This is a genomic window from Eikenella sp. NML03-A-027, assembly GCF_001648395.1.
Taxonomy (GTDB): Bacteria; Pseudomonadota; Gammaproteobacteria; order Burkholderiales; family Neisseriaceae; genus Eikenella; species Eikenella exigua.
The window spans coordinates 608,578-630,884 of record NZ_LXSM01000016.1 but is presented as its reverse complement, the minus strand read 5'-3'; the positions used below and the strand labels follow the sequence as shown (position 1 = coordinate 630,884).

22 protein-coding genes, 1 tRNA gene and 1 other RNA gene are annotated in these 22,307 nt (G+C 55.6%); 5 read left to right on the top strand and 19 right to left on the bottom strand.

What is annotated here, in order from left to right:
• Positions 1-8: 8 nt before the first annotated feature.
• From nusA to A7P96_RS08560, 3 genes are all read right to left on the bottom strand, one after another.
• Positions 9-1,505 carry a transcription termination factor NusA gene (gene nusA, locus A7P96_RS08570; RefSeq protein ID WP_067526288.1) on the bottom strand — a complete coding sequence of 499 codons (1,497 nt, stop codon included), beginning with the start codon at positions 1,503-1,505 and terminating at the stop codon, positions 9-11.
• A 39-nt stretch (positions 1,506-1,544) separates the two neighbouring features.
• Positions 1,545-1,970 carry a ribosome maturation factor RimP gene (gene rimP, locus A7P96_RS08565; RefSeq protein WP_067526287.1) on the bottom strand — a complete coding sequence of 142 codons (426 nt, stop codon included), beginning with the start codon at positions 1,968-1,970 and terminating at the stop codon, positions 1,545-1,547.
• A 242-nt stretch (positions 1,971-2,212) separates the two neighbouring features.
• Positions 2,213-2,446 (bottom strand): hypothetical protein, encoded by a 234-nt coding sequence (locus tag A7P96_RS08560; protein WP_067439548.1) that lies wholly within the window; start codon positions 2,444-2,446, stop codon positions 2,213-2,215.
• A gap of 162 nt (positions 2,447-2,608) precedes the next feature.
• Here A7P96_RS08560 and A7P96_RS08555 point away from each other — a divergent pair, with 162 nt between their 5' ends.
• Positions 2,609-2,815: a glycine zipper 2TM domain-containing protein gene (locus A7P96_RS08555; RefSeq protein WP_067526285.1), complete on the top strand. Its 207-nt coding sequence runs from the start codon at positions 2,609-2,611 to the stop codon at positions 2,813-2,815.
• A gap of 166 nt (positions 2,816-2,981) precedes the next feature.
• Here A7P96_RS08555 and rnpB read toward each other — a convergent pair.
• The 5 genes from rnpB to thiE all read right to left on the bottom strand — a co-directional run bounded on the left by rnpB (position 2,982) and on the right by thiE (position 7,384).
• Positions 2,982-3,336, bottom strand: an RNA gene (rnpB, locus tag A7P96_RS08550) — RNase P RNA component class A.
• Between the two features lie 167 nt (positions 3,337-3,503).
• Positions 3,504-4,409, bottom strand: a complete 906-nt coding sequence (locus A7P96_RS08545; protein WP_067526283.1) for a patatin-like phospholipase family protein — start codon at positions 4,407-4,409, stop codon at positions 3,504-3,506.
• Positions 4,410-4,779: 370 nt separating this feature from the next.
• Positions 4,780-5,715 carry a cation diffusion facilitator family transporter gene (locus A7P96_RS08540; RefSeq protein WP_067526280.1) on the bottom strand — a complete coding sequence of 312 codons (936 nt, stop codon included), beginning with the start codon at positions 5,713-5,715 and terminating at the stop codon, positions 4,780-4,782.
• A 178-nt stretch (positions 5,716-5,893) separates the two neighbouring features.
• Positions 5,894-6,640 carry a 23S rRNA (guanosine(2251)-2'-O)-methyltransferase RlmB gene (rlmB, locus tag A7P96_RS08535; RefSeq protein WP_067526278.1) on the bottom strand — a complete coding sequence of 249 codons (747 nt, stop codon included), beginning with the start codon at positions 6,638-6,640 and terminating at the stop codon, positions 5,894-5,896.
• Between the two features lie 123 nt (positions 6,641-6,763).
• The gene (gene thiE / locus A7P96_RS08530; RefSeq protein WP_067526276.1) at positions 6,764-7,384 is read right to left on the bottom strand and encodes a thiamine phosphate synthase; all 621 of its coding nucleotides are present in this window, start codon (positions 7,382-7,384) and stop codon (positions 6,764-6,766) included.
• A 674-nt stretch (positions 7,385-8,058) separates the two neighbouring features.
• Here thiE and bfr (A7P96_RS08525) point away from each other — a divergent pair.
• A complete protein-coding gene (gene bfr, locus A7P96_RS08525; RefSeq protein ID WP_067526274.1) occupies positions 8,059-8,523 on the top strand; it encodes a bacterioferritin in 465 nt (154 codons plus the stop codon).
• A 17-nt stretch (positions 8,524-8,540) separates the two neighbouring features.
• On the top strand, positions 8,541-9,014 hold the full coding sequence (gene bfr / locus A7P96_RS08520; protein ID WP_067526272.1) for a bacterioferritin: 474 nt from the start codon (positions 8,541-8,543) through the stop codon (positions 9,012-9,014).
• Between the two features lie 238 nt (positions 9,015-9,252).
• Here the strand turns inward: bfr (A7P96_RS08520) and A7P96_RS08515 are convergent, their stop codons facing one another.
• The gene (locus A7P96_RS08515) at positions 9,253-11,409 is read right to left on the bottom strand and encodes an AsmA family protein (protein ID WP_067526270.1); all 2,157 of its coding nucleotides are present in this window, start codon (positions 11,407-11,409) and stop codon (positions 9,253-9,255) included.
• A gap of 238 nt (positions 11,410-11,647) precedes the next feature.
• Between A7P96_RS08515 and queA the strand changes: the two genes are divergently transcribed.
• Positions 11,648-12,679: a tRNA preQ1(34) S-adenosylmethionine ribosyltransferase-isomerase QueA gene (gene queA / locus A7P96_RS08510; RefSeq protein ID WP_067526384.1), complete on the top strand. Its 1,032-nt coding sequence runs from the start codon at positions 11,648-11,650 to the stop codon at positions 12,677-12,679.
• Between the two features lie 331 nt (positions 12,680-13,010).
• Here the strand turns inward: queA and rpiA are convergent, their stop codons facing one another.
• The 4 genes from rpiA to A7P96_RS08490 all read right to left on the bottom strand — a co-directional run bounded on the left by rpiA (position 13,011) and on the right by A7P96_RS08490 (position 15,808).
• Positions 13,011-13,679 (bottom strand): ribose-5-phosphate isomerase RpiA, encoded by a 669-nt coding sequence (rpiA, locus tag A7P96_RS08505; protein WP_067526268.1) that lies wholly within the window; start codon positions 13,677-13,679, stop codon positions 13,011-13,013.
• A 283-nt stretch (positions 13,680-13,962) separates the two neighbouring features.
• Positions 13,963-14,445, bottom strand: a complete 483-nt coding sequence (ispF, locus tag A7P96_RS08500; protein ID WP_067526266.1) for a 2-C-methyl-D-erythritol 2,4-cyclodiphosphate synthase — start codon at positions 14,443-14,445, stop codon at positions 13,963-13,965.
• Between the two features lie 65 nt (positions 14,446-14,510).
• Positions 14,511-15,101 carry a GTP cyclohydrolase II gene (gene ribA, locus A7P96_RS08495; protein ID WP_067526264.1) on the bottom strand — a complete coding sequence of 197 codons (591 nt, stop codon included), beginning with the start codon at positions 15,099-15,101 and terminating at the stop codon, positions 14,511-14,513.
• Between the two features lie 53 nt (positions 15,102-15,154).
• Positions 15,155-15,808 (bottom strand): GAF domain-containing protein, encoded by a 654-nt coding sequence (locus tag A7P96_RS08490; RefSeq protein ID WP_067526262.1) that lies wholly within the window; start codon positions 15,806-15,808, stop codon positions 15,155-15,157.
• A 157-nt stretch (positions 15,809-15,965) separates the two neighbouring features.
• Between A7P96_RS08490 and A7P96_RS08485 the strand changes: the two genes are divergently transcribed.
• Positions 15,966-16,832 (top strand): ATP-binding protein, encoded by an 867-nt coding sequence (locus A7P96_RS08485; RefSeq protein ID WP_067526260.1) that lies wholly within the window; start codon positions 15,966-15,968, stop codon positions 16,830-16,832.
• A gap of 95 nt (positions 16,833-16,927) precedes the next feature.
• Here A7P96_RS08485 and A7P96_RS08480 read toward each other — a convergent pair whose 3' ends face one another.
• From A7P96_RS08480 to A7P96_RS08455, 6 genes are all read right to left on the bottom strand, one after another.
• Positions 16,928-17,587 carry an HAD family phosphatase gene (locus A7P96_RS08480; protein WP_067526258.1) on the bottom strand — a complete coding sequence of 220 codons (660 nt, stop codon included), beginning with the start codon at positions 17,585-17,587 and terminating at the stop codon, positions 16,928-16,930.
• 4 nt (positions 17,588-17,591) lie between these two features.
• On the bottom strand, positions 17,592-18,251 hold the full coding sequence (hda, locus tag A7P96_RS08475; RefSeq protein WP_067526256.1) for a DnaA regulatory inactivator Hda: 660 nt from the start codon (positions 18,249-18,251) through the stop codon (positions 17,592-17,594).
• A 57-nt stretch (positions 18,252-18,308) separates the two neighbouring features.
• On the bottom strand, positions 18,309-19,715 hold the full coding sequence (gene gltX / locus A7P96_RS08470; protein WP_067526253.1) for a glutamate--tRNA ligase: 1,407 nt from the start codon (positions 19,713-19,715) through the stop codon (positions 18,309-18,311).
• A gap of 214 nt (positions 19,716-19,929) precedes the next feature.
• Positions 19,930-21,084, bottom strand: a complete 1,155-nt coding sequence (locus A7P96_RS08465; protein WP_067526248.1) for a PLP-dependent aspartate aminotransferase family protein — start codon at positions 21,082-21,084, stop codon at positions 19,930-19,932.
• Positions 21,085-21,282: 198 nt separating this feature from the next.
• Positions 21,283-21,373, bottom strand: a tRNA-Ser gene (locus A7P96_RS08460).
• Between the two features lie 57 nt (positions 21,374-21,430).
• Positions 21,431-22,123: a class I SAM-dependent methyltransferase gene (locus A7P96_RS08455; protein WP_067526246.1), complete on the bottom strand. Its 693-nt coding sequence runs from the start codon at positions 22,121-22,123 to the stop codon at positions 21,431-21,433.
• Between the last annotated feature and the right edge of the window lie 184 nt (positions 22,124-22,307).

Here is a 22,307-nt window from a genome sequence, read left to right as displayed (position 1 = left end):
CGGCCTCCTTATTCCTGTGTTTCGGCAAACCAATGTTCACGGGCGGCCAAAATAACGGTTTTGGCATCTTCTTCGCTCACGCCGGTGATTTCAATCAATTCGTCGGTGGAAAGCTCAGCCAGGCTGTCGCGGGTGGTAATGCCGGCCTGTGCCAGATCGCGCAGCATGTCTAGATCGATGCCGTTTAGGTTTTTTAGCTCTTCTTCTATTTCGTCCAGTTTTTCTTCCGACATGATGGCCAGGGTAAGAATGGCATCGCGGGCGCGGTTGTGCAGGGTTTCCACGGTGGCTTCGTCGAAGCCGATTTCCACCAGTTCAGCAGTGGGCACATAGGCCACTTCTTCTAAGGCGGCGAAGCCTTCTTCAATCAGCAGGTCAGCGGTTTGCTCGTCCACGTTCAAGTGCTGCATGAACAGGTTGCGGATTTGTGCGTCTTCAGCTTCGTGGCGCTCTTCGGCTTCCTGTACAGTCATAATGTTGAGCTGCCAGCCGGTGAGATCGGCGGCGAGGCGCACGTTTTGGCCGCTGCGTCCGATGGCGGGCGCGAGCTGGTCGTCGGTTACGATAACGTCTACCGAATGGTTATCTTCATCAATCAAAATGCGGCTGACTTCGGCGGGGGAGAGCGCGTTAATCACAAATTGGGCGGTTTCGGGCGACCACAGCACCACGTCCACACGCTCGCCGGCCAATTCGTTGGATACGGCATTCACACGCGAGCCGCGCACACCGATGCAGGTACCTTGTGGGTCGATACGCGTATCATTGGATTTGACGGCGATTTTAGCGCGCTGGCCGGGGTCGCGGGCGACTTCTTTTATTTCCAACAGGCCATCTTCAATTTCCGGCACTTCCTGCTCAAACAGTTTTACCAAAAATTCGCGCGAGGTGCGGCTGAGGATAACTTGTTTGCGCCCGCTGTTGCCTTGTTCGTCCACGCGCAGGAAGAGGGCACGGATGCGATCGCCGCTGCGGAAGTTTTCACGTGGGATACACTGGTCGCGCGGAATCAGTGCGTCCAAACGGCCGACTTCCACAATGATGCCGTGGCGCTCAACGCGTTTTACTGTGCCCATTACCACGTCTTCACGGCGGGCAAGGAATTTTTGCAGAATTTGCTCACGCTCGGCATCACGGATGCGTTGCAGGATGATTTGCTTGGCAGTTTGTGCGGCTTGGCGGCCAAAGGCCACGTTTTCCAGCTCTTCTTCGTAATACTCGCCAATTTGTAGCGTGGAATCGAGGAATTCTTCTTGGATTTCCTCGATGGTTTTCTGCGTGTCGGGGTAGGTGTAGTCTTCATCGGCCACAATTAACCAGCGGCGGAAAGTATGGTATTCACCGGTATTGCGGTCAATGCTCACGCGCACGTCCATGTGTTCGCGGTCGTCCTTTTTCTTGGCAGCCACCGACAGGGCGAACTCCAATGCTTCGAATACCACTTCGGATTCAACGTTTTTTTCGCTGGCCAATGCTTCGGCCAGTTGCAACATTTCGCGGCTCATGGGAATGAACTCTCCATTATTAATTGATAAATAGGCAAATTAGAATTCGGGCTTCAGGCGCACCTGGTCGATATTGGATAATTCGATGACAGCAGTTTTGCCGTCGAAGGCAATAATCAGCACGTCGTTTTCAAAGTTTTCGATGCGGCCGATGAAGTTTTTCTGCCCCTCAACCGGCAAACGGGTTTTTAGCTTGACGAGGCTACCTGAAAAACGGATGAAGTCGGCCGCCTTTTTCAGCGGTCGGTCGAGGCCGGGGCTGGAGATTTCCAGCCGTTTGTAGTCCACGTCTTCCACTATGAAGAGGCGGCTCAAATGGTTGCTGACGGTGGCGCAGTCTTCCACAGTGATTCCTTCTGGTTTGTCGATAAACACGCGCAAATCGCCTTGCGCGGTGAGTTCGAAATCCACCAGTTCGTAGCCCAGGCCGGGCAGGGTTTTTTCTAAAACGGCTTGAATATCCATGAATTCCCTAGTTGGAAAACAAAAAAATGGCCTCGGGGCCATTTCTCATTTATCTTGTATAAATAACTGAAAAACGGTGTAATTCTAAACCATATTCGCCAGTTTGGCAATTCTGTTTTCGCTTGGTGCACAGGATGGTGGGCGGGTTGTAAGAATCGTGCAACAATGAAGAAGTATAATGGAGCAGGGTGCTTTGTTTGGTTTTTTAACTTCGTTGCAGCAGCACTTTCAGGCAGCCTTCTTTACCACGCAATGTAAAACATCTCTTTGGCCAGAAACACAATCGGGTTGTGCAGGATTTGCAGGTAGCGGTGCATCATCACCAGGCCGGAAGGAAACAGCAGCCTGACCACCCACGGCATCACCTTCACTGCCTGCGCAGACGGCACCCGTTCCGTTTCGCGCTGCGCCTCGCGGTTAACTTTTTTGGTGTACAGTACCGATAAAACCAGCGACTCAAACAGCATCCCGCCCATGAAGATGATGGCACAAAATATCAGTGAATGATGTGTGCAACGGAGTAAACAGACATTTACCTGCCTTTTGATGCAATCACAGAAAAGTACGATACTCTCACAGGCAGGTAGGGCGGTTAAATTCGCCGTGCCTCTCTGATACTGACAGAAAGGGTATATACCATGAGAAAATCTACCGTTACTTCTATTTTCACTATTATGCTGCTGGCCGCCTCCCTGAGCGCTTGCACTGGTATGACCACCAGACAGCGCAATGCCGCCATCGGTGCCGCAGTGGGTGGGGTGGCAGGCAACGTGATCGGCGGCGATACCGGCTCAACCTTGGGTGGTGCCGCGTTGGGCGGTGTGGCCGGTAGCTTGATTCAATAAGCTTAAACCCTTGTGATGATGCGGGCGGAAGTGTGAAAGCACTTCTGCCTGCAATTTTTTGATATTTTATAGACTGGTACGGTTTCGATATTAAATCATTCCAATTAGGCTGAGGCAGGGTAAACTAAGGCTGTATCGGTTTGATCGAAACGTTAGAGATAATGTGTACCGCAGCCGGCCGGTAAGCCGGGTTCTGTCGTTGGACAGTCATTCCTCTAGGCCGATTGTTACCAAGCGGCTCAAGCAACCTACCCGAATGCTCGGCGAGCAGCGTCGTTGCATTCTGTTTGGTCTTGCTGCGGATGGGGTTTGGCCTGCTACGGGCTGTTACCAGCCGCACGGTGCGCTCTTACCGCACCATTTCACCCTTACCTGTGCTGCGTTGCCGCAGCCATCGGCGGTTATGCTTTCTGTTCCACTTTCCGTCGCCTCGCGGCGCCCGGCCGTTAGCCGGCATCCTGCTCTGTGCAGCCCGGACTTTCCTCCCCACCCAAAGGCGTGGCGACTGTCTGGTCTGCTGCGGTACGGGCGGGATTATAACGGATTGGGCGGGAAAGGCTACCTGAAAACGAAGTTTCCGAAGGAAGCTGAGTTTATGCGGAGCTAAAGTCAAACTTCAACGAAGTTGAAATGCAGCGCAATAAGTGTCTGTGAAGCTAAAATTTTCAGGTAGCCTTCTGCACACTTGTCAGTGTACTTGATAGCGCTGCAATACGGCGCGGATTTGCGGTAGGGCGACGCGGGCGGCGTCTTCGCCGAGTTTGATGGCGTGGGCTTTTTCATCGAAGCCGCCTACGGCGCCGAGATGCTGCACCTGTGGTTTGATCACCACGTCGGCCTTGGCCAGCTCGCTGTTGAGGGCGGGGGTGCTCATAATGTTGAGACTTTGGTCGAGGTAGGAGAAGAAGCCGCTTTGGGATAGGCGGGCGGGTTTGGCGGAAATGTCCACCGCAATCACCACGTTGGCGCCCATCTGGCGGGCGGCGGATACGGGCACGGGGGCGGTGAGGCCGCCGTCCACATAGCGTTTTCCGTTGATTACTGCGGGCTGGAACACGTTGGGGATGCTGGCGGAGGCGCGTACGGCCTGGCCGGTGTTGCCGCTGCGGAATACCACGCTGCGGCCGGTGTCGAATTCGGTGGCCACGGCGGCGAATTTGTGCGGCAGGTTTTGGATGGGGCGGTTGCCCACTTGGCGGTTGATGTAGTTTTGCAGTTTTTCGCCGCGGATAAAGCCGCTGGTGGAAAGGGTTAGATCCACCAAATCGGCGCGTTGCAGGTTTTCGGCTTCGCGCTGCAGGCGGGGGGCGTTCATGCCGGAGGCATAGAGGCTGCCCACCAGGGCGCCTGCGCTGGTGCCGGTAACGATTTTTATGGGAATATTGTTTTCTTCCAATACTTTAATCACGCCGATATGGGCGAAGCCTTTGGATGCGCCGCCGCCCAAGGCCAAGCCGATGACGACTTGGGGCTTACGGGTGGCGGTGAGCGGCTGGCGTGATGGGTTCTGCGAGTTGCCGCTGATGAGGTTGCAGGCGGAGAGGGTGAAGGTGAGCAGGGAAATGCCGAGGCTGCGGTGCAATAGGCTGTTCATGGGGGAATCCTATGTTATTAAGCGGGGGAGCCGGTATTGTATAGCAAAGTAACTCAATTTTCGCTACGGCCTTGGTTTGCTTTATTGTAGTTTTATACTGTCTGCGGTTTGCCGCCTGGTATCGAAAGTTGATTTAGTCCGCTATATCGGATAGCTATGATTGCCGGCGAGTTGCTGGTGTTGGCGTTGGAACGATAAGGAGTTATTGCTAAAGAACAAGCCTACCTGAAAGCGCAGTTGCAACGAGAGGCTAAAACGAGAGGTTAAAATAGGAATGATGTGGTGTTGGCTCTTCTTACTGCCACTCAAGCTATCTTCGGTTTGTCGGCTGTTAGGAGTCACACTATAAGTGCCAAAACCATATCGGCTGTTAATTATGCTCATGCGTAGGCTGTTCGCACGCTTGGCAGCATGCTGCGCCGGTATTTGCGGGTTCGGTCTGCACGGTGATGTGCCCGATGCCGTGAGTTTGCACCGTTGCCTGCACTTGTTGCGCCAAAGTGGCGGCTTGTGCCACGGTTAGGTCGCCACGCACGATGATGTGGCAGGACATGGCGTGTTTTTTGCTGGTAATCGTCCAGGTGTGCAAATCGTGTACGCCCAATATACCGTTGATTTTCTGTATGTCTTCGGCAATTTTTACCAAATCCGTGCCTTGGGGCGTGCCTTCCATCAGGATGTGCAGGCTACCTGCGAGCACACTCCAGCCGCTTTTGCCGATGAGCAGAGCCACCGCCGTGCTGGCCGCTAAATCTGCCCAGTTCCAGCCGTAAAACTGTATCAGCAGGCCGGCCGCCACTGCTGCAACGGAGCCGAGCAAATCGCCCACCACATGCAAAAATGCGCCGCGCATGTTCAGGTTGTCTTTCTCGCCGCGCAGCATATACCACGCGATAAACAGGTTTACCAACAGCCCGAATGCAGCCACCATCAGCATCACGCCGCCTGCTACGGGCACGGGCTTGAAGGCGCGGATAACGGCTTCGACCACAATCCACGCCGCCATCACCACCAGCGTAAGCCCATTGAGCGTGGCGGCAAGGATTTCTACACGCTGATAGCCGTAGCTTTTCTGCGAGTTGGCAGCCTTCTCCGCCCATTTGAAGGCAAAAAGCGCCAGGGCGAGCGAGGCGGCATCGGAAAACATATGTCCCGCGTCTGAGAGGAGTGCCAAGCTGCCGCTGAGCCAGCCTGCCGCTGCTTCCACCAGCATAAAGCCGGCAATCACGGCTAACGATACGCGCAGGATATGGGTGTTGGTGCTGTGGACGTGGGAATGGTTGTGTTCGTGGCTGTGGAAGGACATGGACGCTCCTTGGGGGATAGGGTGGGGCTACCTACCTGAAAATGAGAAGACAATAGAAGCGGGCATAAATGCCCGCGTGGTTTCAGGTAGCCTTAGAAATAAAAATGTATAGGCAGCGAGTGTTCATCCCACGGCTTGCTTGCCTAACTGGCTACCTGAAAATTTGCAGCCGCTGGGGTTAGTCTGCTTTCAGCGCGCGCTGGCGGCGGGTTTCGGCCAGCACCATGCCGGTGCTCACGGATACGTTGAGGCTTTCCACTGTGCCGAGCATGGGGATGGACACCAGCGCGTCGCAGTGTTCGCGGGTGAGGCGACGCATGCCTTCGCCTTCGTTGCCCATCACCCAGGCTACGGCGGCGGGGATGTCGTAGTGGAACAGATCGGCTTCGCCGCCCATGTCGGTGCCCACTATCCAGATGTCGCGCTCTTTGAGTTCGCGCAGGGTGCGGGCAAGGTTGGTGACGGCGATGTAGGGCACGGTTTCGGCGGCGCCGCAGGCCACTTTGCTCACAGTGGCATTCAGGCTGACGCTGCGGTTTTTTGGCGCAATCACGGCGTGCACGCCCATGGCGTCGGCCACGCGCAGGCAGGCGCCGAGGTTGTGCGGGTCGGTGATGCCATCGAGGATGAGCAGCAGGGGCGGCCCGGTAAGGTTGTCGAGCACATCGTCGAGGTGGACGTGGTTGTGCGAAGCGTCGATAAAGCCGGCGATGCCTTGGTGGCGTGCGTGGCGGCACAGATTATCAAGGCGGGCGGCTTCCACGAAGTGAACGGGAATATTTTCCTGCTCGGCTTTCTCCAAAGCCTGCTGCATACGGGTATCGTGGCGGCCGGACAGGGCGTAGAGCTCGGTGAGGCTTTTGGGGTTTTGCCACAGGCGGGCGTTGACGGCGTGGAAGCCATAGATCAGGCGGCGGTTGGACATATGGTTTGCTTTCGTGATGCAGGCTACCTGAAAAAGCAGATATGGTTTCAGGTAGCCTTTTGGATATCGAGGTTTAATCTACGCGGCAGCTTGCGCTTTCTGATGGCCGCGTGTTGGGTGGCCTTATTCCGGCCACAATTTTTGGAAGGCGCGCACGGCGGCGGCGGGGTCAGGAGCGTGGGTTACGGCGCTGACCACGGCCAGCGAGGACACGCCGGTGGCGAGCACGGCGGGCGCGTTTTCCAGCGTGATGCCGCCGATGGCCACGGTGGGGGTGTTGCCGGCTTGTTGCACGTAGCGGCGCAGTTTGTCCAGCCCCTGAGGCTCGGTGGGCATGGCTTTGGTGTTGGTGACGAATACGGCGCCGCAGGCCACGTAGCTGGGTTGCACGGCCAAGGCGCGCGCCATTTCGGCTTCGTCGTGGGTGCTCAGCCCCAAGCGGATGCCGGCGCGGGCGAGGGCGGCAAAGTCGGCGCTGTCCATGTCTTCTTGGCCGAGGTGCACGCCGTAGGCGCCTTCTTCGAGGGCGAGCTGCCAGTGGTCGTTGATGAAAAGTTGGCTGTGCGAGCCGCTGGTGGCGGCGATAGCACGGCGGATTTCCCGGCGCAGGGTTTCGCCGGTGAGGGTTTTGCTGCGCAGCTGCACGGTGTCTGCGCCGGCATCGGCCATACGCGCCACCCAATCAGCATCGGGCACTACAGCGTAGAATTTGAGGGGGCGGATGATGGAGGGAAAGGGTTGCATAGCGGGCGGCCTGCGGGTGGTTGCGGGGTGGCTATTATAGCGCAGCCGCCACTGGCCGGGATGGAAAAGGCTACCTGAAAATGGATTGGAGTTTTCAGGTAGCCTTTAGGGCAGATATGGCGGTTGCCTGAGCATATAGCCTTGTCGCAACAGGCATGCTGCGGCGTCGGCACGTTTTGCCTACCGGCTGCATTGTTCATGGTTCGCTGCTTGGTATGAAAACAATTATGCCTCAATATAATAAAAGGCTACCTGAAAACCATTTTCCTCATGGGAACCTATTTTCAGGTAGCCTTTGCCGATACAGAAGGCAAGATAAGCAAATGGCTGGCTGCTTAATGAAATGGCAATAGTTATCATACGCAAGATAATGTTTCTAATAGGATTCCTAAAAAACACACCATATAATGCAAAGAAAAGTAAATATTTTGCCCATTGATAATCATTGGCAAATTCAGCTGATTAAGCTAATCTGCTTAACCATTTTATTTTTCTGAAATTTCATACCACATGCCGAAAGAGAATCGCTTACTTTTCAGGATAATTATTCGCATTAATAAGCGCAATATGAGAATTTTTGCAACAAGCTGCGTATAATCCACTAGGTTGAAACGACAGCATATATTACCGCTGCCATTACACGCATCATTCCATTTATCCACAGGAGTAAAACAATGCAAGGCAACAAAGAAGTTATCGACTACATGAACCAACTCTTGGCCGGTGAGCTCGCCGCCCGCGACCAATATTTCATCCACTCCCGCATGTACGACGAATGGGGATACACCAAGCTCTTCGCCCGTATCGGCCATGAAATGGAAGACGAAACCGAGCACGCTGCCGATTTCATCCGCCGTATCCTCATGATCGGCGGCACTCCGCAGATGGTGCCTGCTCCCGTGCGCATCGGCCGCAACGTGCGCGAAATGCTGCAATTTGATTTGGATACCGAACACGAAGTGCGCGAAAACCTCAAACGCGGCATTAAATTATGCGAAGAAAAACAAGACTATGTAACCCGTGATTTGATGATCAACCAGCTCAAAGACACCGAAGAAGATCACGCCCACTGGCTCGAACAGCAACTGCGCCTTATCGACCTGCTCGGCGAGCAGAACTACCTGCAAAGCCAGCTGTAATACGGAAAGGAAAACGTATGAAAGGCGATCGCGAAGTTATCCGCCAGCTCAATAAAAACCTGGGCATCCTGCTTATCACCATCAATCAGTATTTCCTGCATGCTCGCATTCTGAAAAACTGGGGTTTGGAAGAGCTGGGCGGTTATTTCCACAAACAATCCATCACCGATATGAAAGCAGCCGATGCCCTGATTGAGCGTATCCTCCTGCTGGAAGGTCTGCCCAACCTGCAAGAGCTCGGCAAACTGCTGATTGGCGAAAACACCGAAGAAATCATCCAATGCGACCGGCAAAAAGAGCAAGACAAACACCAGGCACTGGTGGAAGCCATTGCCGTATGCGAAGAAAAGCAGGACTACATTTCCCGTCAGCTTTTGGAAAAACAGAAAGACGAAAACGAAGAACGTCTCGACTGGCTGGAAACCCAGCTCGATCTGATGGAAAGTTTGGGTTTGCAAAACTACCTGCAACTCGGGGTGCAAGGGGATTAAAACACCAAGCCATTGCCAAACTAGGCAAGACCCTTTCCAAATAGCAACAGCCTGTGCGCTTCAGCAGCAGGCTGTTTTGTGCAATTCAATTCGCTTCCAGTAAAAGGCTACCTGAAAAATCGCGCCGCAGGTTTTAACTTCGTTAAAGCTTATGCTTTCAGGTAGCCTTTGTTTGGCTGGTTGAGGCTACCTGAAAATTGTTGCCAACAAAGCAGGCGGCCTGGAGATACGCAGACAGCTATTGCTGTTGATTTTCAGGCAGTTTCTGTATCCACTGCCATTGCTGTTGCAGTACATTTTGCAGGGCACGTTGTTTTTGTTCGGGGCTTTGCAGGTTGCCAGTGATGCGTTGGTAGTCGAGGGCAAAGTTGGGGCGGCTGATGCTGCCGTTGATTTTTAACGGCAGCCAGAGATCTTGGCCGACACTGGCGAGCACGGCGTAGTTGAGGGTGGTGGCTCGAATGTCGAAGCTGCCTTGGCCGCTGAGGTTGAGGCTGTCGCTTTGCAGGCTGAGGCTGGGCGTGGTGCCAATACCGTTTTCCACGCTGGCTTCGATGCTGAAATGGCGGAAGGGGGTGTTGCTCTCGGCGTTGTAGCGGATCAGGTTTTGGGCGGGTAGGTTGTCGGGCTTGCTGAGGAGCTTGCCAAGGTTGATGCCTTGCCACGCACCATTGTCGAGCACGATTTTGCCTTGTCCGGCAAGGGTGGTGTGCCATTCGCTGCGTTTGAGGCCTTCTGCACCCAGGCGGAAGGATGCGTTACCGCGCCCGCTGAGGTGGTTGAAGCGAAAGGCATCTTGCAGCAGGGGTTTGATTTGGATATTGTTGAATTGGATAGAGGTTTCCCATTTTGGCCGGCTGCCGTGGTGTAGCACGGCACTGCCCTCGGCATTGCCATCATACATCTGCATTTTGATAGTTTGGGCTTCGAGCTTGTCGGCATCAAGGTGCAGGGTACTGTGGAAGTTTTGGATTTGCAGGCCGGAGCTTTCAAGCGTGCCAATATCGAGGGTAAGCTGAATTTGGCGATGACGCAGGGCGCGTGGCCAGTATTGCAGCCACAAAGGGGCTGCGGTGTTTTCGGCGGCAGGGGCAGGGCGTTTGGTTTCGAGATAGCTGCTGAGTGAAAGTTTACTCAGATTGAGAGTCGCTTCGATGTTGTGGCCTTGATCGTTGAGGCTACCGGAAATTTTCAGGTAGCCTTCGTTGTTATCAAGGCTGCCTCGCAGCTCTGCTTTCCAGTTTTGGCTATTGCCGGCGGCTTGGCCATGCCATTGACCGGAGAGATAGGGCATGCTGCCGGGTGCGGCGTTGTGGCGGGTGCTGAGGTAGAGGTTGTCGATTTGAAAATGTCCGGGCTGTGCTTGGAGGCGGCCGTTGGCGCTGTAGCCGCTGCTGCCTTGCTCGTATTCCACTGTACCACTGAGTTGGAAACCAGCGATTGCTAATGTGCGGTTTTGATAGGAAACTTTGTTGATGCTGCCGCTGCCGCTATGCCGCACGGTTTCAGCCGAGGATTGACCATTTTCTGAGTCGACGTTGAAGACAATGTGGGTTTCAGGCAAAACGACGCTGTCGGGGGAGAATTGCCAGTTGCGGGTATTGCCATCAATATTAAGCGACCAGGCAGGAACTTGGATGCTGAGCTGGCCGTCTTTGGTATTGAGACGGCTTTGCTCGGCGGTATAGTTGGCATTGCCTTGCCAGGCGGCGGTGAAGGGCTGGCCGTTGGGCAGGAAGCCGGCAAGATTGGCTTGTAGTTGTTCAAAGTGGCTGCCGCTATAGGCGCCGGAGGCCTGTATCCTGTATTCCTGCGGGGCAAACAGGCTGGCAGAGAGGCTGAAGTTCTCATCGACACGATCGATAAAGCCGGATACTTGACGCATGGTTTGTTTTTGTTCGCCGTACTGCAGGCGCAGGGAACAATCATCAAGTTCGATACGGCGGGGCAGGGTGCTGCTTGTTGCTTGATTAGCGGTGAATCCAGCCACTTCCCACTGCCCGCTTTCCAGCTGACGCGCGCTGATGCTAGCATGTTGTAGGGACAGGCTGTGGATAGACACATCGCCCCACAAGGCCGACCAACCGAAGGAAAGCCTCACGGATTCGGCATCCATCGTTTGACCGCTTTCCTGTGTGCGGCTTAATCCCACTTGGCGCAGCACCACATAAGGGTAGGGGAACCAGCCGCGTTCGATTTGGCGGCCATCAAAATTCAGCTGCTGGCCTTGTGCGGCAAGCATTTGATTGGCGGTTTGGCGGATGCGGGCTTCACTGAACAATCGGCTCAACCCGAATGATGCGCCTAGCCACAATGCCAACAAAACCAGGCCGAAAAGCAGCGCTTTCAGCCAGAGTTTGCTCCAAATTTTGCCGGAATACAGCTGTTTGCTCATCGAAATACCGTACGCAATAGGAAATCAAACGAAAGGTAGCTGCTTTATGCCCGTCTGGCAAGGGTTTTAGCCGATTTTTTCAGAGGTGGCGAAGGGCAATCTGAAAATATTTGTTTAAAATGCTTGCCGATTTTTCAGGTAGCCTTTGCCAGTATGAGGCTACCTGAAAATGCAAACCCCCAACACCCAAGCAAAAAGGTTATATAATGCCCGCTTTTCTCCGACTGCCTACTGCGCCATGCAGCTTGCCGATTTCGATTTTCACCTGCCCGAACACCTTATTGCCCAGCAGCCGCCCGAACAGCGCGGCAGCAGCCGACTGCTCGATGCCCGCCCCGGCCGATCCCTATGCGACCGCCTGTTTGCCGAGCTGCCCAACCTGCTCGAAGTCGGCGACCTACTTGTGTTCAACAACACCAAAGTGATGAAAGCCCGCCTGTTCGGGCATAAAGCGAGCGGCGGGCGTATTGAAGCTTTGATTGAACGTGTATTGGACAAACACTGCGCCCTGGCGCACATCCGTTCCTCCAAGTCGCCCAAGCCCGGCAGCTTGTTAGAATTTGACGGCAGCATTCAGGCGCAAATGGAAGAACGCGAAGGCGAGCTTTTTAAGCTTCGGTTTTCAGGTAGCCTCAACGTATACCAAATCCTCGAACAAACCGGCCGCCTGCCACTGCCTCCCTATATCGAGCGTGCCGCCGATGCAGCCGACGACGAACGATACCAAACCGTTTACGCCAAACACCAAGGCGCCATTGCCGCACCCACCGCTGGCCTGCACTTCACCCCCGAATTGTTGGCAGGGCTGCAAGCAAATGGCATCCGTCGCGCCGAAATTACCCTGCATGTGGGCGCCGGCACCTTCCAGCCCGTGCGCAGCAAAAATATTGCCGAACACAAAATGCACAAAGAGTGGTACAGCATTCCTGCCGAAACCGTTGAAACTATTGCGGAAACCAAAGCAAACGGCAAACGCGTATGGGCTGTCGGCACCACCTCCATGCGCAGCCTGGAAGCCGCCGCCCAAAGCGGCCATCTGCAAGCAGGCAAGGGCGATACCGATATTTTCATCACCCCGGGCTACCGTTTTCAGGTAGCCGACGGCCTGATTACCAACTTCCATCTGCCCAAATCCACCCTGCTGATGCTGGTGAGCGCCTTTTCCGGCGTCGAACACATCCGCGCCGCCTACCGCCACGCCATCGAGCAACAATACCGCTTTTTTAGCTACGGCGATGCCATGCTGCTCACCCGATCAGAAGCTTCCTAAAAACGCATTTATGGACAACCAAAGCAATAAACAAATACCGAAGCTATATACCAATATAATAATTTTACATAATATATATTATGTGAACTTTAATATTATTCATTTTAATTAAGTAGAACTTTTCATGTTTAAACAACGGATAAAACTGGCTACAAATACACAATCTCGCCGCTTAAGTTTTATGTTTTCAGGTAGCCTGATGAACGCTTAAGGCTACCTGAAATATGGAAATATCCAATGGAGTGCGGGCATTTATCTAGGTTTGCGCTCCAAACTGCAGGCTGCCATGTTCAGGTAGCCTGTGCCGCACGACCAGGCCAAACGGCTACAATCAGCCGCCGATTTTGATCACTTCCGCACCTTCTGCACGGCCGATAATCAGCACGTGGGCGGGATGGCGGGCGAACAGGCCGTTTTCGACGATGCCCGGGATGCGGTTGAGCTCGTCTTCCAGTTTGAGCGGCTCGTTGATGGGCATATTGTGCACATCGATGATTTTGTGGCCGCTGTCGGTGTTGAAATTCAAGCGCAGCTGCGGGCTGCCGCCGTATTTGAGCAGCTGGCGCGACACCAGCGAGCGGGCGGCGGGGATGATTTCGATCGGCAGCGGGAATTTGCCCAGCCGGGAAACGTATTTGCTCTCGTCTACGATGCAGATGAATTTTTCGGCGGCGCTGGCCACGATTTTTTCGGCCAAGAGTGCGCCGCCGCCGCCTTTAATCATTTGCAGGCTGTGGTTGACTTCGTCGGCGCCGTCGATATACACGGGCAGCTCGGTGGCTTCGGTGAGCGATACTTCGGGAATGCCGTGTTGTTTCAAGAGCTCGCTGGTGGCTTTGGAGGTGGAAACAGCACCTTTAATGCGGATGCCGCTATTGGCCAACTCTTCTATGAAGAAATTGACGGTGCTGCCGGTGCCGATGCCGATATAGGCGTTTTCAGGCACGAATTCGAGGGCTTTTTGGGCGGCGGTGCATTTGAGTTGGTCTTGAGCGGACATAGGATTCTCCTGTTAGCGGGATTGACAAGCTTAGCTTCGTTTCAGGTAGCCTTATTCTACTATGCGGCAGGGGTTCATAGTGGATTAAGTTTCAATCAGGGCAAAGCGGCATCGAATAAGCCGCCACCCTACCCTTACAGCTGCGTTAAGACTGTGCCCCATCGGCAAATCTTGGCTGATTTCCCAACCATTCGCAACAGGTTTGGCGGCAGCAGTAAGCAGAATATCCGGGATGCAGTTGATCTATCCTACAGAGTTATGTAGCTTCGCTGAAGCTTTGCTTTCAAGTAACCTTCTCCAGCAGCACCACGGCTTGGGCTTCGATGCCTTCCATGCGGCCGAGGTAGCCGAGTTTTTCATTGGTTTTGCCTTTGATATTGACGCAGTTTTCAGCCAGCCCTAAGTCGGCGGCGATGTTGGCGCGCATGGCGTCGATATGGAGGCGCAGTTTGGGCTGTTGGGCGATGATGGTACTGTCCACGTTCACTACGCACCAGCCTTGAGCCTGCACGGCTGCGTAGGCTTGGCGCAGCAGGGCGCGGCTGTCGGCGTCTTTATGTTCGGCGGCAGTGTCGGGGAAGTGGGTGCCGATATCGCCTAAGGCGGCGGCGCCAAGCAGGGCATCGGTGATGGCATGTAGTAAGGCGTCGGCGTCGGAGTGACCGAGCAGGCCTTTTTCAAAGGGGATAGTCACGCCGCCGAGAATGAGCGGGCGGCCGGGCACGAGCTGGTGGACGTCGTAGCCTTGTCCGATGCGGAGGGTCATGGAAGTTGCCTTTTGTGGGTGGATTTTGGGTTTCAGGTAGCCTTTGGGGGAGGCTACCTGAAAAATTAACTTTCGATCAAATGGCCGAGTTTGGCGGCTTTGGTTTGCAGGTAGCCTGTGTTCTCGCGGTTTTGGCCCACCAAGAGCGGCACACGTTCGGTGATTTTAATGCCGCTTTGCTCCATCTTGCTGATTTTATCGGGATTATTGGTAAGCAGGCGGATGGAGTGAACGCCGAGGTGCTGGTAGATGGCTTGGGCCAGGCTGAAATCGCGGGCGTCTACGGGCAGGCCGAGGGCGAGGTTGGCTTCTACGGTATCGAGGCCTTGGTCTTGCAACGCATAGGCGCGGATTTTATTGATCAGGCCGATGCCGCGCCCTTCTTGGCGCAGATACACAATCACGCCGCGCCCTTCGCTCTGTACGGCCTGCATGGCGGCTTGCAGCTGGGGGCCGCAGTCGCATTTTTGCGAAAACAGGGCGTCGCCGGTGAGGCATTCGGAGTGGATGCGAGAGAGCACGGGCTCGCCGTTGGCGATATTGCCCATGCTCAGGGCGATGTGTTCTTGGCCGCTTGGCTCTTCGAAGCCGTGCATGGTGAAGATGCCGTATTCGGTGGGCAGGCGGCAGGAGGCGATGAATTTTAGCGGGGTCATGGTGCTTATTTGGTGTGTGTGTGGAGTGCTTGTTTTTAACTTTCAGGTAGCCTTTATTCGGCAGCTTCTTCCGGCTGCAACAAATCGGCGAGCGGTTCGGCCAAGGCGAGAGCCAGGCCGCCCCAGATGCTTTGGGCGGCTTCGTCGAAGGCGGCGGTGTGGCCATGCTCGAGATACACCACGCCGAGCACGCGGCCGTTTTCGGCGCATACCGGTACGGCCAGCTGGCTGCCGGGGCGGTGGCGGCTACCGGCGAGGTCGCCGTTTTGCAGCCATTGGGCAACGTCGTCTATTTGGTTCAGCCAACCGGTTTGCGCGCTGCGCGTGGCCAGGTGGGTGGTGTGCGCGGCTTCTAAGTCTTGCTCTACGGCGAGCAGCTTTTCCAACGGCTCGCCTTGCGCCACCAGGTGCAGCAGGCTGCCTGGCGTGTGCAGCAGATACACGGCGGCGCTGCGGCAGGGGCTGGCGGTGTAGGCGGAATCAAGCGCCATAAAGATTTGGCGCAGCCGGGCGTGGTGCGCTTCGTTGCGCGGCAGATGCTGCTCCAATGTGCCGTCTGCACCGCGATACCACAGGATTTCCGGCTCAATCTCCGCCTTGCCCGCCGCCATCACGCTGCTGGCGGTGAGCATGGCTATCTGCACCGCCTCTGCCGGCAGTTTCAGGCCTTGGGTGCGCAGGTAATCTTGAATCAATGCGGTGCTCATAGCGGCTTCCCTGAAAAATGGGCAATGATACTGCTAGAGCGGGCAAATGACAATTTCCATTGCTATAGCAATCGGCTATCACTGCCCTGCCCCTTGTGCCATGCCGACATTTTCAGGTAGCCTTCCTTCCTTTGATAACCAGCCACCAAACCCAATCATGAAACTCAAACCCTTCCTCACGCAAGCCGCCTCCGTGCTGCGCCGCCTCGACCAACTCCTGCCGCCCGAACAGCGCGAACCCGATTGGCAAGCTCTTGCCTTCCGCTGGCAGAAACACGGCAACGGCGGCCTGCTCACCGCCCTGCCCCGCCCACACACTTTCCCCCTCGCCCGCCTGTGTGCCATCAGCCCGCAAACCCAGCGCCTGGTGCGCAACACTGAGCAATTCCTCGCCAGCCGCCCCGCCAACAATGCCCTGCTCACCGGCGCGCGCGGCACAGGCAAATCCTCGCTCATCAAAGCCCTGCTGCACGAATACGCCGAGCGTGGCCTGCGCCTGATTGAAGTGGACAAACACGACCTTGCCGGCCTGCCCGCCCTGCTCGATTTGCTCGCCCCGCGCAGCGAAAAATTTATTGTTTTCTGCGACGATCTCTCCTTTGAAGACGGCGAAGACAGCTACAAAGCCCTCAAAACCGCGCTGGACGGCGGCCTCTCCCGCCGCGCCGACAACGTGCTGGTGTACGCCACCTCCAACCGCCGCCACCTCATGCCCGAACACATGGCCGATAACCTCGCCCGTACCGGTGACTGCGGCGAAGTGCACCTGCAAGAAGCCGTGGAAGAAAAAGTCTCCCTCTCCGACCGCTTCGGCCTTTGGCTCAGCTTCTACCCTTTCAGCCAAGAAGACTACCTCGCCGCGGCCGAAAGCTGGCTGACCGATGCCGGCCTGCCACTGGACGACACCGCCCGCCGCGCTGCCCTCCAATGGGTGCAGATGCGCGGCAGCCGCTCCGGCCGCACCGCCTACCAGTTCGCCTGCGATTGGGCCGGCCGCCTGCCGCACGAACGGGAAGTGGATTAGTAGTTTGGAATAGCTCCAAATCAAAGGCTACCTGAAACCCTGCTTTGGGTTTTCAGGTAGCCTTTTTTCATACTGCGGCTAAGCCATTGGCACTATCACACAAAATCCAATATCGGCCAGCCGCGCTGTGCGGCGGTGAGGGTGAGCACAGGGTCGGGATTAACGGCTACAGGCTGGTTTACCTGTTCCAAGAGCGGCAGGTCGTTGCGGGAATCGCTGTAGAAATAAACTTTTTCGTAGTCGGCCTGGCTTTGGCCGCGTTCGGCCAGCCATTGGTGCAGGCGGGTTACTTTGCCCGCTTGGAAACTGGGCGTGCCTATCGGGCGGCCGGTGTAGTTGCCTTGGGCATCGGTTTCGAGGCTGATGCCGATGATGTTTTCAATGCCGAATTCGCGGGCGATGGGGGTGATGATGAATTCGTTGGTGGCGGAAATTATGAGCAGGGTGTCGCCCGCGTCGCGGTGGCTGTTGACCAGCATTCTGGCCATTTGGGTGATGTTCGGGCGGATGCGCCGCATGAACTCGCGGTGCATTTCGTCCAACTCGGTACGGCTGTATTCGGCCAACGGGCGCAGGACGAAGGCAAGATAGGCATCGAGATCGAGGCAGCCTTTACGGTAGTCTTGGTCGAACGCTTGGTGGCGTTGCATATCGGCATCGCTGAAGATGCCTTTTTCGTGCAGGAAATTGCTCCATTCGCTACTTGAGTCGCAGTTGATGAGGGTATGGTCGAGGTCGAAGATGGCAAGGTTCATTGGTTTAAATATCCTGTTGCAACAGTTGTTTGAGCAGGGGCAGCGTGATGGGGCGGTGGCTGGCGAGGGCGTGACGGTCGAGGGCGTCGAGCATGGCCATCAGGCTGCCGATGTCGCGCCGCCAGTGGTGCAGCAGGTAGCGGAAAATATCGGGCGAAATGCGGATTTGGCGGCGGCGGGCGGCTTCAACCAAGGCGGCGATTTTTTCTTCGTCGCCAAGCGGTTTGATTTCATACACCAGGCAGTAACCCATGCGGGTGCGCAGGTCTTCGCGCACGGCTAGGCGCGGCGGCGGCACACTGGCGCCGATCAGGAGCGCGCCCTGCCGGCTTTGGCGGAGATGGTTGCAGAAATTAAACAATTCGGCTTGGCCGTCGGCATTGAGGCTGTCGATTTGGTCGAGGGCGAGATGGCAGCCTTCGGCGGGTGCTTCGTGCAGCGGCTCATTGGCGGCATTCAGGTAGCGTGCGCTCAATCCGGCCGCTTCGGCCTGCGCCGCCCAGGCTTGGAGCAAATGACTTTTGCCGGCGCCGGCCGGCCCCCACACATACACAAAAGGCTCGCGCTGCCCGCGCAATACTTGCAACAGCTCGCGGTTGCCTTGGCCGAGGAAGGTGTCGAAACTCGGCGGGGCAGCGGGAAAGTCGAGGATGAGTTGGTTCATGATGTGATGGAGGCTACCTGAAACAGGGTAGCTGCTTTCAGGTAGCCTTTCGCAGGCTTAAGCCAACTCGCGGATACGGCACAACACTTCTTCTTTGCCGATCAAGGCCAGCACGGCATCCACACTGGGTGTTTTGGCCGTGCCGCACACCGCCAGGCGCAGCGGCATACCGAGTTTGCCCATTTTGATGCCTTCGGCTTCGCAGAACGGAGGGAACAAAGCGTGGATGTTTTCTGCCGTCCAATCCTGTTCGGTCAGCTCGGCCAGTTTTTCGGCGAAACGCTGCATTCGGGCGGGAGCTTCGCCATCCCAATGTTTGGCCACATCGGCTTCCAACGGCACGGCTTTGCGGTAGAAATAAGCGCATTCAGCGGCCAGTGCGTTCAAATCGTGGGCACGATCTTTTACCAGTGCCAACACGTCTTCCAGCTTGGGGCTACCTGAAACTGCAACCCCTTGTTTCTCCAAGCGCAGCAGCACCAGTTTGGCCAGTTCGGCGTTGCTTGTGGCTTTGATGTGTTCGGCGTTGATCCAATACAGTTTTTTTGCATCCATGCGACTGGCGGAGGAAGAAACGTGTTCCAGCTCAAACCATTGCACGAACTGCTCCATATTGAAAAACTCGTCGTCGCCGTGCGCCCAGCCCAAGCGGGCGAGGTAGTTGAGCAGGGCTTCGGGCAGAATACCCAGGTCTTCGTATTCGGTAATCGCCACGGTGTCGCCGCTGCGTTTGGAAATTTTCTTGCCCTGCTCGTTCAGGATCATGGGCAGGTGGGCGTATTCGGGCGGGGTGGCGCCGAGGGCTTTGAAAATATTGATTTGTTTCGGCGTGTTGTTTACATGGTCGTCGCCACGGATAACGTGGGTGATGCCCATGTCCATATCGTCGGCTACCACGCAGAAGTTGTAGGTGGGCGTGCCGTCGGCGCGAGCGATGATGAGGTCGTCGAGCGCAGCATTGGGGATGCTGATTTCGCCTTTTACCAAATCATTCCAGCGGGTTACGCCGTCGGTCGGCATTTTGAAGCGAACAACGGGCTCTACCCCTGCGGGAATCTCTGGCAACGTTTTACCGGCTTCCGGTCGCCAGCGGCGGTCGTAAGTGGCCGTGCCTTCGCGCTCGGCTTTTTCGCGCATCTGCTCCAATTCTTCTTTGCTGCAATAGCAATGGTAGGCATGGCCTGAATCGAGCAGTTGTTGGATTAACTCTTTATAGCGCGGGAAGTTTTGGGTTTGGTAAACAATATTGTCGGCATTGTCGGCGTGCAGGCCTACCCAGTGCATGCCGTTGAGGATGATTTGCACGGATTCGGCGGTGGAGCGTTCCAAATCGGTGTCTTCGATGCGCAGCAGGAATTCGCCGCCGTGGTGTCTGGCAAATGCCCATGAATACAGCGCGGTGCGCACGCCGCCGATATGCAGGTAGCCGGTGGGGCTGGGGGCGAAACGGGTTTTGATGGTCATGATATTGGCTTTCGGAATGAGATAGAGGATTAGCAAGCTTTTGATACCAAGCGAACCAACGCCGTGGCAAAACTTTAAGTGAATCCGCTATTGGGAAAGGGCGTATTGTAGCGGATTGGGCTGGCTTCGGGGAATGTGGCGGCAGATTAAAGGCTACCTGAAATGCCATGTAGTACAATTTTCAGGTAGCCTGTTTACCATTCTGGCAGGCACGTTACAGCGTGGTGTTCAATGCAGTATCGATGTCGCGCCAAATGTCTTCAATATCCTCAATGCCCACGGAGAAGCGCAGCAGGCTTTCGCGGATGCCGAGTTTTTCTTTCACCGCCGGGCTCATGCCGCTGTGCGACTGGCTGAAGGAATGGTTCACCAAGCTTTCCACGCCGCCGAGGCTGGCGGCCATGTGCAGCAGTTTGAGGTTGCGGATAACGGAATCGGCAGCGGCTTGGCTATCTTTCTTCAGATATACCGACACCACGCCGCCGAAGCCGCGCATTTGTCGTTTGGCTAATTCGTGGTGTTCGTGGCTAGGCAGACCTGGGTAGAACACTTTGGCCACAGCGGGGTGCTGTTCCAAGCGGCGGGCAAGTTCGGCAGCGTTGACCAGATGCTGCTTCATGCGCACGGAGAGAGTTTTGATGCCACGCAACACAAGTGCGCAGTCCATCGGCCCGGCAATACCGCCGGTGTTTATCAAGGTGCTTTGCAGGCGTTTGGCCAGGGCTTCTTCCTTAGCCACCACAATACCCATCAACACATCGGAATGGCCACAGAGGTATTTGGTGGCGGAATGGAAAACGATGTCACAGCCCATATCGAGCGGGTTTTGCAGATAGGGAGTAGCGAAGGTATTATCGATACCCACCACGGCGCCGGCGGCTTTGGCTTTTTGTGCCAATAAAGAGATATCCACCAGTCGCAGAAGCGGGTTGCTGGGGCTTTCGAGCCAAACGAGTTTTACTTTGTATTCGGTCAGGAGTTTGTCTAAATTTTCAGGTAGCGTGAGGTCGGCGAAAATCACGTTTATGCCCCATTGGGCATACACTTCAGTGAGCAGGTCGTAGGCACCGCCGTAGATATCGGCCACGGCTACGATAGTGTCGCCGGGGCGCAATACGGTACGGAACACGGCATCAATGCCGGCCATACCGCTACCGAAGGCGAAGCCGGCACAACCATGTTCTAACTCAGCCACGGTGTCTTCCAAAATTTTGCGCGTGGGATTACCCATACGCGAATAGCGGTATGGAATATCTTCGCTAATGGTGTGTACAGCGAACATGCTATTTTGGTAGATAGGTGGCATCACGGCACGGTTGTGCTCGTCCGGATTGTAGCTACTGTGGATAACTTCGGTATCAAAATGCATAGGATTCTCCTTTCAGATTGCCTTTACGGCCGCTGGTGGACAGTACAGCTATAGCAAAATTCCCATAACTGCTACACAGCAAAACAGATTGACAACGTAGGCAGCGAAGGACTTTAGCTACAGATACAAAAACAGCCGAGCAGTGTGGCTGGCTGTTTTTTCTTGGATTTGCAAAGCGCGTACTCTACAAAAATGTTCTGGCGGAAAGGAAGGGATTCGAACCCTCGATACGCTATTCACGTATACACGCTTTCCAGGCGTGCGACTTCAACCACTCATCCACCTTTCCAAGGTAATTCACATAATTATACTAAAATGCCCACAGCAACGCAACCATTTTCTCCCCCTATCCCTGCCGACAATTTCCCGGCAGCAGCGAAAACCCTTCGCTCCGCAGTTGGCCGGCCTTTTCGCGCAGCGGGGTAAGCGGATACACTGTTTTCACTGCCACCAAACCATAAGCCGCGGCGGCTGCCGGCCACCAGCGGTTACCCGCCAACTCCATAAACCACCACCGCTGCAACGCCCCACTGCTTTTCCACGGCGGCACATACGCCATAAACCGCCCTGTATCCGGCCTGAAGCCGGCCTCAGCCAGCATCCGCCGCACTTTCGGCAGCGGCAGCGCATGGGCGCGCAGGCCGAGTTGTTTTTCAGGTAGCCCGAAGCGCCACAGCGAATACGGATTAAACCCGCTGAGCACCAAACTGCCGTTGGGCACCAATATGCGGAAGCACTCCCGCAGCAATTCTTCCGGCTGCGCACACAATTCCAAACCATGCGGCAACAGCAAGGTCTGCACGCTACCCGACAACAGCGGCAGTTGCGGCAGTGCACACACCACGTCTGCCTGCGCCCTACCCCGCCCCAGCCGCAACACCTGATGCGGCCAGCAATCCCAGTTGCAGAGCGAGGTGGTCACGGTAACACCATATAAATTATCCGTATGCACGGCAAAAAACGCCTGCTCCGCCATTTTCAGGTAGCCCCCTGTAGCAGTGTTATCCAGCCATTCGGCCAACCTGTTTTCTTCTATCATGCCGCCTCCTCATTCTTCTGGCCATCATACCTATCAAACAAAATTTTGCAAAACACAGCGCAAAGAAACCTGCCGAAAATGAGAGTTCGGGTGCACTCTCGTGTTATTATTTTATCTTTACGCATGCCGTGCCGGCAAAACGTTCAGCTGCGGCTTGACACGGCTTCCTCCTAGCCCTTAATAT